Origin of the sequence: Pseudomonas sp. (assembly GCF_050739995.1) — a bacterium.
In the GTDB taxonomy this organism is placed as follows: Bacteria; Pseudomonadota; Gammaproteobacteria; order Pseudomonadales; family Pseudomonadaceae; genus Aquipseudomonas.
The window spans coordinates 1-9,899 of record NZ_JBOICG010000554.1; the positions used below are offsets into that span (position 1 = coordinate 1).

At 61.0% G+C, this 9,899-nt stretch carries 11 protein-coding genes; 5 read left to right on the forward strand and 6 right to left on the reverse strand.

The window, feature by feature from the left end; translation table 11 throughout:
• Window positions 1-102: 102 nt before the first annotated feature.
• The 3 genes from cueR to ACRESD_RS18255 form a co-directional block, all read right to left on the reverse strand.
• Entirely contained in the window at window positions 103-507 is a 405-nt protein-coding gene (gene cueR, locus ACRESD_RS18245) for a Cu(I)-responsive transcriptional regulator (RefSeq protein ID WP_431752197.1), read from the reverse strand.
• The gene (locus tag ACRESD_RS18250; RefSeq protein ID WP_431752198.1) at window positions 504-2,696 is read right to left on the reverse strand and encodes a heavy metal translocating P-type ATPase; all 2,193 of its coding nucleotides are present in this window, start codon (window positions 2,694-2,696) and stop codon (window positions 504-506) included. Before ACRESD_RS18250 ends, cueR begins: the two co-directional genes overlap by 4 nt.
• 66 nt (window positions 2,697-2,762) lie before the next feature.
• Window positions 2,763-3,143 (reverse strand): hypothetical protein, encoded by a 381-nt coding sequence (locus ACRESD_RS18255; protein WP_431752199.1) that lies wholly within the window; start codon window positions 3,141-3,143, stop codon window positions 2,763-2,765.
• Window positions 3,144-3,310: 167 nt separating this feature from the next.
• Between ACRESD_RS18255 and ACRESD_RS18260 the strand changes: the two genes are divergently transcribed.
• Both ACRESD_RS18260 and ACRESD_RS18265 read left to right on the forward strand, forming a co-directional pair.
• On the forward strand, window positions 3,311-3,508 hold the full coding sequence (locus ACRESD_RS18260) for a heavy-metal-associated domain-containing protein (RefSeq protein ID WP_049710182.1): 198 nt from the start codon (window positions 3,311-3,313) through the stop codon (window positions 3,506-3,508).
• 87 nt (window positions 3,509-3,595) lie between these two features.
• The gene (locus ACRESD_RS18265; protein WP_431752200.1) at window positions 3,596-4,789 is read left to right on the forward strand and encodes a Bcr/CflA family multidrug efflux MFS transporter; all 1,194 of its coding nucleotides are present in this window, start codon (window positions 3,596-3,598) and stop codon (window positions 4,787-4,789) included.
• Window positions 4,790-4,797: 8 nt separating this feature from the next.
• Here ACRESD_RS18265 and ACRESD_RS18270 read toward each other — a convergent pair whose 3' ends face one another.
• The 3 genes from ACRESD_RS18270 to ACRESD_RS18280 form a co-directional block, all read right to left on the reverse strand.
• Window positions 4,798-4,971: a hypothetical protein gene (locus ACRESD_RS18270; protein ID WP_431752201.1), complete on the reverse strand. Its 174-nt coding sequence runs from the start codon at window positions 4,969-4,971 to the stop codon at window positions 4,798-4,800.
• Between the two features lie 146 nt (window positions 4,972-5,117).
• Entirely contained in the window at window positions 5,118-6,131 is a 1,014-nt protein-coding gene (locus tag ACRESD_RS18275) for a zinc-binding alcohol dehydrogenase family protein (RefSeq protein WP_431752202.1), read from the reverse strand.
• A gap of 24 nt (window positions 6,132-6,155) precedes the next feature.
• Window positions 6,156-6,449, reverse strand: a complete 294-nt coding sequence (locus ACRESD_RS18280) for a putative quinol monooxygenase (protein ID WP_431752203.1) — start codon at window positions 6,447-6,449, stop codon at window positions 6,156-6,158.
• Window positions 6,450-6,567: 118 nt separating this feature from the next.
• Here ACRESD_RS18280 and ACRESD_RS18285 point away from each other — a divergent pair, with 118 nt between their 5' ends.
• From ACRESD_RS18285 to ACRESD_RS18295, 3 genes are all read left to right on the forward strand, one after another.
• Complete coding sequence (locus tag ACRESD_RS18285) at window positions 6,568-7,497, forward strand: LysR family transcriptional regulator (RefSeq protein ID WP_431752204.1); 930 nt, start codon at window positions 6,568-6,570, stop codon at window positions 7,495-7,497.
• Between the two features lie 133 nt (window positions 7,498-7,630).
• Window positions 7,631-8,326 (forward strand): ArsR/SmtB family transcription factor, encoded by a 696-nt coding sequence (locus ACRESD_RS18290; protein ID WP_431752205.1) that lies wholly within the window; start codon window positions 7,631-7,633, stop codon window positions 8,324-8,326.
• A gap of 105 nt (window positions 8,327-8,431) precedes the next feature.
• Window positions 8,432-9,802, forward strand: coding sequence for an MFS transporter (locus ACRESD_RS18295; protein ID WP_431752206.1), 1,371 nt, complete (start codon window positions 8,432-8,434; stop codon window positions 9,800-9,802).
• Window positions 9,803-9,899 lie beyond the last annotated feature (97 nt).

The following is a 9,899-nucleotide window of genomic DNA, read 5'->3' on the forward strand; positions in this document are numbered from 1 at the left end:
GCTTGCCTGCGATAGCATCACCTCGGTCTAACGGATGTACCGAGGTGCCTGCATCGCAGGCAAGCCAGCTCCCACATACGGTTTTGTGTCTCGTCAGATGACTCAGTCGGCGCAACAACTACCGGACGCCAACTCCTTGAGAATCGGACAATCCGGCCGATGATCGCCCTGGCAATGCTCCACCAGGTCCTGCAGTGTGTCGCGCAGTTGTCCCAGCTCCAGGATCTTCTGGTTCAGCTCATCGATATGCTGGCGCGCCAAGGCCTTCACATCGGCGCTGGCCCGTTGTCGGTCCTGCCACAGGGTCAGCAGTTTGCCGACCTCTTCCAGTGAAAACCCCAGGTCTCGCGAACGTTTGATAAACGCCAGCGTGTGCAGGTCGTCGGAGCCATACACGCGGTAGCCGCTGTCGGTGCGGTGTGCGGCTTTGAGCAGGCCGATGGATTCGTAATAGCGAATCATCTTCGCGCTCAGCCCGCTTTGGCGAGCGGCTTGGCCGATGTTCATGGGCGTTGATCCTCCAAGTCCTTGGGCTTCCACGTCTTCAACAGTAACGCATTGCTCACCACACTGACGCTGGACAAGGCCATCGCCGCGCCGGCCAATACCGGGTTGAGCAGGCCGAAGGCCGCCAGGGGAATGCCAATCAAGTTATACACAAAGGCCCAGAACAGGTTCTGGCGGATTTTCGCGTAGGTCTTGCGGCTGATCTCCAGCGCGGCGGGCACCAGGCGTGGGTCGCCGCGCATCAGGGTGATACCGGCCGCGTGCATGGCCACGTCGGTGCCGCCGCCCATGGCGATGCCAATATCGGCGGCGGCCAGGGCCGGGGCGTCGTTGATACCGTCGCCGACCATGGCCACTACGCCGGTTTTTTTCAGCTCGGCGACCGTGGCGGCTTTGTCTGCCGGCAGTACTTCGGCGTGCACATCGTCGATGCCTAGGGCCTCGGCGACGACGCGAGCACTGCCGCGATTATCGCCAGTGAGCAGGTGGCTGCTGATGTGCTGGGCCTTGAGTTGCTCCACCGCTTCCAGCGCGCCAGGCTTGAGGGTGTCACCGAAGGCGAACAGCCCGAGTACACGGGGCTGTTCGCCTTGCTCGATCAGCCAGGACAAGGTGCGGCCTTCGGCTTCCCATTCTTTGGCGAAGTCGCCTGCATTCAAGCCACTTTCTTCCAGCAGACGACGGTTGCCCAAGGCCAGTCGCCGGCCGTCGAGCGTACCGGCGATACCACGCCCGGTCAGGGATTGGCTGGCGCTTACATCCGCCACGTTCAGTCCTTGTTCGCGGCAGGCATCCAGCACGGCCTTGGCCAGTGGGTGTTCGCTGCCGCGTTGCAAGGCGCCTGCCTGTTGTAACAACAAAGCTTCATTGCCATCCATTGCTGCCATGTGCGCGATTTTCGGCGTGCCGGAGGTGAGGGTGCCGGTCTTGTCGAAGACCACGGCGCTGACTTCATGGGCGCGCTCCAGGGCTTCGGCATCCTTGATCAAGATGCCATGGCGCGCAGCGACGCCGGTGCCGGCCATGATCGCCGTTGGTGTGGCCAGGCCCAAGGCGCAAGGGCAGGCAATCACCAAGACGGCAACGGCGTTGATGATAGCTGTCTCCAGGGAGGCGCCATACAACCACCACCCCACCAGCGTGATCAACGCCAGCACTAGCACGGCGGGTACAAACACCTGGCTGACTTTATCCACCAGTTTCTGGATCGGCGCTTTGGCGGCCTGGGCGTCTTCCACCAGGCGGATGATCCGCGCCAGCACGCTTTCTGCGCCCAGGGCCTGGGTGCGCACCAGCAAACGGCCTTCGCCGTTGATGGCGCCGCCAGTGACCTTGTCGCCGGGCTGTTTTGGCACCGGCAGGCTTTCGCCGCTGATCAATGCCTCGTCGGCATGGCTTTGGCCGTCCACCACTTCGCCATCCACCGGGAAGCGTTCACCGGGTTTGACCAGCACCAGGTCATCGAGCTTCAACGCGTTGATGGCGACCTCTTCTTCTCGGCCATCCAGTACCCGAGTCGCCCGTTCCGGGCGCAAGGCTTCGAGGGCACGGATGGCGCTGGCGGTCTGGCGCTTGGCGCGGCTTTCCAGGTACTTGCCGAGGAGCACCAGGGCGATCACCACGGCCGATGCTTCGAAGTACAGGTGCGGCATGATGCCAGCGGGCGCGGTCAGCCACTCATAGAGACTCAAGCCGTAACCGGCGCTGGTGCCGATGGCCACGAGCAAATCCATATTGCCGGCACCGGCGCGCACGGCCTTCCAGGCGGCGATGTAAAAGCGTGCGCCAAAAATGAACTGCACGGGCGTGGCCAGGGCGAACTGCACCCAGGCGGGCAACATCCAGTGCAGGCCGAAGGGTTCTACCAGCATGGGCAGTACCAACGGCAGCGCCAATAGAATCGCCAGCAGTAATGACCAGCGCTCGCGATGCAGGCGCTGGGCTTGATTGGCGTCGGTGACGGTTTCGCTTTGGGGTAGGGTGGCGGTGTAGCCGGCCTTGTCGACGGCGGCAATCAATACACCGGGGTCCATCTGGCCCAGTACTTCGACATGGGCACGCTCATTGGCCAGGTTGACACTGACGCTTCGCACCCCCGGCACCTTGCCCAAGGCACGCTCGACGCGGCCGGCACAGCTGGCGCAGGTCATGCCACTGATGGGCAGGTCAAAGGTAGTGGGTCCATTCATGGGGCAGTCCTCAAGAAGAAGTTGCCCCTAGAATCAACCTTGACCTGTGGGTAAGGTCAAGCGTGATTAATATTCCAGTGTGGCGGGTTTCAGGTACAGGCCATCCGGGCCTTGGGCGATGCGCAATTTGCGCACGTCACCGGCCTTGAGCGTGATGTTTTGCGCGGGTGGTGCGAGCATCCCGGGCAGGCAGCCTGGGGATTGGCCCGGCAGCAGCTTCAGGCGCAAGGACAGATTGCCCGCCGGCAGGTTGAACGAGGTGGCCTGTTCCTGGAACAGTCGGCCCGCCAGTTGGTCATTCAGGTACAGACCGATTTCACAATTGGTCGGCACTTCCAGGCGTTCCCGAGAAATGATCAGCACCGCATAGTCTTCTGCGGCGAAGGCGTTTGGCGCAGCGGCAGATAAGCTCAGCAGGCCGGCAAGGGCAAAAAACGACCAGCGCATGGCGAATGCTCCGTGGTTTGAATCAACGATGGGTGAAGCTTGGCCTTTGAAGCCGGCGAATACCAGCCCGGCAGAAGTTTTCAGAACTTGACCTTGCCATCGTGGCAAGGTCAACACTGCCTCTAACCGCCCTCAATGGCGCTCAACCTCATTAAAGGAGTCATGTCATGCAAGTATTCAGCGTTGAAGGAATGACCTGCGGCCATTGCGTCAGGGCCGTGACCCAGGCGGTGCAAAGCCAGGACCCGGCGGCGAGTGTGAAGGTCGACCTGGCCGCCAAGGAAGTGGGGGTTGAAAGTCGCTTGTCTGCCGAGCAGGTCATCAGCCTGATCACCGAAGAAGGCTACAGCGCCAAGCTCGCGTAAACTTTCTGATAGTTAGCGAGCTATCGTAATGTTCAGGACACCCAAGCACGGCTAGACTGTTGGGCTGCCGACTCACTTGGGTGTCTGATGAACCTCCGCATAATCCTGATCCTGGGCGCCTTGAGCGCCTTCGCGCCGTTGGCGATCGATTTCTACCTGCCTGGCTTTCCGGCGATGGCCACCGCTTTCGCGACTGACGAGAAGCATATCCAACTGACACTGGCGGTGTATTTCGGCGGCCTGGCCATCGGCCAGTTGATCTACGGCCCGCTGGCGGACCGTTTTGGTCGTCGCGGTCCGTTGCTCAGCGGTGTGACGCTGTTCACCCTGGCCTCGTTTGCATGCGCCTATGCGCCTTCCCTCGAATGGCTGATCGGTGCGCGCTTCGTGCAAGCGCTCGGCGGTTGCGCCGGCATGGTGATTTCCCGGGCGGTGGTCAGCGACAAATGCGATGCCGTGGGCTCCGCCAAGGTGTATTCGCAACTGATGCTGGTGACTGGCCTGGCGCCGATCCTGGCACCATTGGCAGGCGGGGTGATGGTGGGGTTGTGGGGCTGGCAGTCGATCTTCCTGGCGCTGTCGGTGTTCAGTGTATTGGCCGCGATTGCCGTCGCCCTTGGCTTGCCGGAGACCTTTCCGGCCGACAAGCCGCGCCAACCGCTGTCCGGGTCACTGCGCCGCTATGGCGCGTTGCTGTCGGACCGGGTTTACCTCGGCTACGCGCTCACCGGTGGTATCTCGATTGCTGGAATGTTTGCCTACATCGCCGGCTCACCGTTCGTGTTCATCAAGCTCTATGGCGTGGCCCCGGAGCATTACGGCTGGCTGTTCGGCTCCAATGCCGCGGGCTTCATTCTGGTGGCGCAACTCAATGCACGGTTGCTGTCCAAGCGCGGCCCGGCGTTTCTGTTGTCGCGCACGGTGTGGGTCTACGTGCTGGCGGCGATAACCTTGCTGGGTATCACTGCTTTGCGCACCGAAGCATTGTGGCCATTGCTGGTGCCGCTGTTTATTTGCATCGCAAGCTTAGGCTGCATTTTGCCCAACACCTCGGCCTGTGCCATGGCCGGGCAAGGGGCGCGGGCTGGCAGCGCGTCGGCGTTGCTCGGCTGCATTCAGTTTGGCGTGGCGGCAGGGGCCGCTTCGTTGGTGGGCGTGTTGCATGACGGCACCGCCATGCCGATGGCGATGGTCATCAGCTTGTGCGGTGTCTTGGCGGTGACGGTGGCAGTGTCGACCCAACGCCTGCAACGGGCCAGGGCCGCACAGGCGCAGGTCTGACATGCGGATCAGCCAGCGGCGTAGCGCTGCTGGCTGAGGGGAATGTGGTGGGGCGCCTGGATTCTGGCTTTCAGGGTGTCGGCAAAAGCTCGGGCTTCGGCCTCACTGCGAAAGGTAATGGCTTTTTGGTCCAGGCGGACTTCCCATTGGGATTTTGCTAACGCTTTTATCAGGATCTTCATTGCTGACTTCCTCACGTAAAAGAATCGTGGCAAAGGCGGCCAATATAAACCCGAATACGCGCATAAATATGACAAGGATCAACTCTCAGACTAATGGTGTTGCCCATTACTCACATGAATAATGGACAACCCCTACAGCCTTTCTTTCAGAACCCTTCCAACACGATCTTGCCCTTGGCCTTGCCGCTTTCCAGCAGGGCGTGAGCGCGCCGCAGATTGGCTGCGTTGATCACGCCGAAGTGCTCGCCCACCGTGGTTTTCAAGGTGCCAGCGTCGATCAACTGAGCGACGCGATTCAGCAGGTTGTGCTGCTCTATCATGTCGGGTGTCTCGAACATCGAACGGGTGTACATGAACTCCCAATGCAGCGACAGACTCTTGCGCTTGAGCTTGCTCACGTCCAGCGCCTTGGGGTCGTCGATCAGCGCCAGCTTGCCTTGAGGTTGCAGAGCCTCGACCAATTGGTCCAGGTGATGGTCGGTCTGGGTCAGGCTGGCCACGTGGGTCACCTGCGGATGGCCGGCGGCTTTCAGGGCTTCGCTCAACGGCTGGCTGTGGTCGATCACCAGGTCCGCACCCAGGGCCTTGGCCCACGCTTGGGTTTCCGGGCGGGAGGCGGTGCCGATGACGTTCAGCGCGGTAAGTTGGCTGGCCAGTTGGGTCAGGATCGAACCCACGCCACCGGCTGCGCCGACGATCAGCAAGCTTTGGCCTTTATCTTCTTTGCCTTCCCGGACCTGTAGGCGTTCGAACAACAGTTCCCACGCGGTGATGGCAGTCAGCGGCAGCGCGGCGGCCTCAGCGAAGCCCAGGCTCTTGGGCATATGGCCGACGATGCGCTCATCCACCGTGTGCAGTTCGCTATTGCCGCCGGGGCGCACCAGGGAGCCGGCGTAGAACACCTTGTCGCCGGCCTTGAACAACGTCACGTCGCTACCGACGGCCTTGACCACGCCGGCCACGTCCCAGCCCAACACCTTGGCGGCGCCATTTTCCGGGGTGACGTTCTGGCGCACCTTGGTGTCCACCGGGTTGACCGAGATGGCTTTGACTTCGACCAGCAGGTCGCGTGGGCCGGCGACGGGCTCCGGCAATTCGATGTCTTGCAGGGATTTTGGGTCGTTGATGGGCAGTGAGGCGTAGTAGGCAATGGCTTTCATGGGGGCTCCGGAAAAGGGCGGTAATCAGGCGAGAAATTTCAGGCGCTTGAGTTCGAAATGTTCGAGGACATCAGCGGCTTTGGCGCGGAAGGCCTGGATATGTGCGCTCTGGTCGTGGGCGGCCAGCGCCGCATCGTCGCTCCAGCTTTCGAGCATGTAGAACGTCTCTGGGTGTTGCAGGTCCTGGTGCAGGTCGTACTGTTCGCAACCGGCTTCGAGTCGGGTCGGTTCCAGCAGGCCGCGCAACAGGGTTTCCAGGGTGGCCTGTCGGCCGGGTTTGGCGATCAGCGTGGCGATGACGTTAAAGGCGGTGGACATATTCAACTCCTGGCACGTGATGAACGGGATGGACAGATGATTGGCTATTTCCCGGGAAGAAAAAAGCGGCTAAAACAGCAGGCTGTTTCAATAAATTTTTGATAATGAGCGTAAATGCATGCTGCGGTTTGATGATTTGCAGTTGTTTGTGCGGGCGGCGGACCTGGGCAGTTTGTCAGCCGCCGCGAGGGTCATGGACCTGTCGCCGGCGGTGGCCAGCGCCGCGCTCAAGCGCATCGAACAGCAACTGGGCACGCGCTTGTTGGCGCGTTCCACACGCAGCCTGCGTTTAACCGCCGAAGGTGACGGCTTCCTGGAATACGCCCGTGCCGCGTTAAGCTCGCTGGACGAGGGGCGGCGCTTATTGGCCAGCGGCCAGGATCATGTCAGTGGCGTGCTGCAACTGTCGGCGCCTTCGGATTTCGGGCGTAATCAGCTATTGCCGTGGCTGGATGAGTTTCAACGTGAATACCCGCAACTGACCGTGCGCCTGCTGCTGGGGGACCGTATTGCCGACCTGTTTCGCCAGCCAGTCGATATCGCTTTGCGCTATGGCGAGCCCGAGGACTCCAGCCTGATTGCGCTGCCCATCGCCCCGGACAATGTCCGGGTGCTGTGCGCTGCGCCCAGTTACCTTGCCCGGCATGGCGAGCCTCGGCACCTGGAGCAACTGGCCCAGCATAATTGCCTGCTTTATATGCTCGGCAGCCGAGTCCATGACCGCTGGAGCTTCCATGATGGTCGGCGTGAAGTGAGCCTGACGGTGAGCGGTGATCGTTTCAGTGATGACGCTGACGTGGTACGCCGCTGGGCCGTAGCGGGTGTCGGTATTGCCTACAAGTCTTGGTTGGACGTGAGCACGGATGTGTTGGCCGGGCGCTTGCGTGTGATCCTGCCTGAGCTGCGCGGGGAGCACGCACCGCTCAATCTGCTGTGCGCCCACCGCGCGCAGTTGAGCAAACCGATCAACTTGCTGCGGGAAATGCTGGTGTCCCGCTGTGCGACATTGACCGCGCAATGGCCGGAGCGAGTGATCACTGGGCAATAGCCTTCGCGACAGCAGGAAGTTTCACTCAGATTTTGTCCCTAGCTGCACGGTCAGACCCGGCGGAACCGACGTTGTGCGCACCTATACTTTGGCGCCACCGCAGCAGACAAATGATTCAACAGGGAGTGAATACGTGGAAGAAGCACCTTGCATCAGTCAGATCGCCGGCTTGCTCGCCGAGCCCAAACGCACCGCCATGTTGTGGGCCTTGATGGACGGCTCTGCGAAGTCTTCAGAAGAGTTGGCCACACTCACCGGGTTGTCGTCCGCATCGGCCAACGCTCATTTGGCGCGGCTGACTGGGAGCGGCCTGCTACGCTCCGAGGCTCAACGTGGCAAACGACTGTTCAGGGTTGCGGCTGCGGACGTCTGTGCAGCTATCGACGCACTTGCCAATACCACCATGGCCAGCGCGGCACGGAGTACGCCGGGTGCTTTGCCACCGATATTGGTAGCACCGCCGTTGTTGCGTCGCGCCCGGTTGTGCCATGGACACCTCGGTGGGGAACTGGGGGCCGGGTTGTATCAACGCATGTTGACCGCTGGATGGATCGAGCGTCATGAGCAACGCACCGAGGTCACGGTCAAGGGAGCACAGCGCTTGGCGGCCCTGGGTATTTTTACCCAGGCGCTGGCGTCGCCATTGGCCTGCGATTGTTTTGATTGGAGCCAGCAACAGCCCCACCTTGGAGGCGCATTGGGTGCGGGGTTGATGCAGTTGTTCCTGCAGGCGAACTGGATCAATGTGATCAATGAGTCCAGGGCCTTGTTGGTGAATGATGTCGGGCTTGCACAAATCACGCTTATAGCGGCGCCCGAACAATCCTGATGCCGACTGGCGTCGTTCAGAGTTTCAATCAGGTCGTATCCAGCAATAACCAGGGGAAATGATGCCGCACACTCGCCGAGGGGATTTTTACACAGGGGGTGCGGCATGGGTTTGCAGGGCTATAGCGCAGCGGAACGGCTGGAACGGTTGCCCATCAGCGGCTACCACCGAATCATTTTTATCATCATCGTCTTGGCGTTTTTCTTCGACTCCATGGACTTGGCGATGATGACCTTCCTTTTAGGCTCCATCAAAACCGAGTTCGGCCTGAGCACCGCCCAGGCTGGGTTGCTGGCCAGCTCGAGCTTTTTCGGCATGGTGGTCGGCGCTTCGTTGTCGGGGATGCTGGCGGATCGCTTTGGCCGTAAGCCGGTGTTCCAGTGGAGCATCGTGTTATGGGGCATCGCCAGCTACCTGTGTTCCACGGCGCAGACCCTGGAGACATTGACGTTGTTTCGCATCTTGCTGGGGATCGGCATGGGCATGGAGTTTCCGATTGCGCAGTCGATGCTCTCGGAACTGATCCCGGCCAAGGGGCGTGGGCGGTACATTGCCTTGATGGATGGTTTCTGGCCGTTGGGGTTTGTGGCGGCGGGTGTGCTGTCTTATTTCCTGCTGCCGGTGATTGGCTGGCGTGACATCTTCCTGGTGTTGGCGGTACCGGCGGTGTTTGTGTTGGCGATTCGTTTTTTTATCCCGGAGTCGCCGCGGTGGCTGGAGCAGGCAGGAAGGCATGCAGCGGCTGACAAAGTGTTGCAGGGCATCGAGCAGAAAGTGCGTGACTCGCTGGGACGCGCCGATTTGCCGGAGCCGATCCGCCTGCCACGGGTGGAGAGCACGCCCGGGACATTCTTCTCGGCGTTCCAGCAGCTGTGGTCGGCGCAGTATCGCCAGCGCACGATGATGATCTGGAGTGTGTGGTTCTTTGCCTTGCTGGGTTTCTACGGCCTGACTTCCTGGCTGAGTGCGTTGTTGCAGCAGTCGGGTTTTGCCGTCACCCAGTCGGTGTATTACACAGTGATCATTTCCTTGGGGGGGATTCCTGGCTTTCTGATGGCGGCCTGGCTGGTGGAGCGCTGGGGGCGTAAACCGGTCTGCGTGGTGACCTTGCTCGGCGGCGGGGTGATGGCCTTTCTGTATGGGCAGAGTGCGGTGTTTGGCGGCAATGTCGGTTTGCTGATCACATCAGGTTTGTTGATGCAGTTCTTTCTGTTTGGCATGTGGGCGGTGCTGTACACCTACACGCCGGAGTTGTATCCCACGTCCGCACGGGCGACGGGCTCGGGGTTTGCCTCGGCGATTGGTCGGGTTGGCTCGTTGCTGGGGCCGTTGGTGACGGGGTTGGTGTTCCCGATAACCGGGCAAGGCGGGGTGTTTGCCTTGGGCGCGCTGTGCTTTGCGGTGGCGGCGCTGGTGGTGTGGGTGTTTGGGATGGAAACGAAGGGCAAGACCCTGGAAGAGCTGACTGAGATTTAACCTGCGACGCAAAACAATGTGGGAGCGGGCTTGCTCGCGAAGGCAGTGTGTCAGCCGATACATTAGGCGTCTGGGACACCGCATTCGCGAGCAAGCC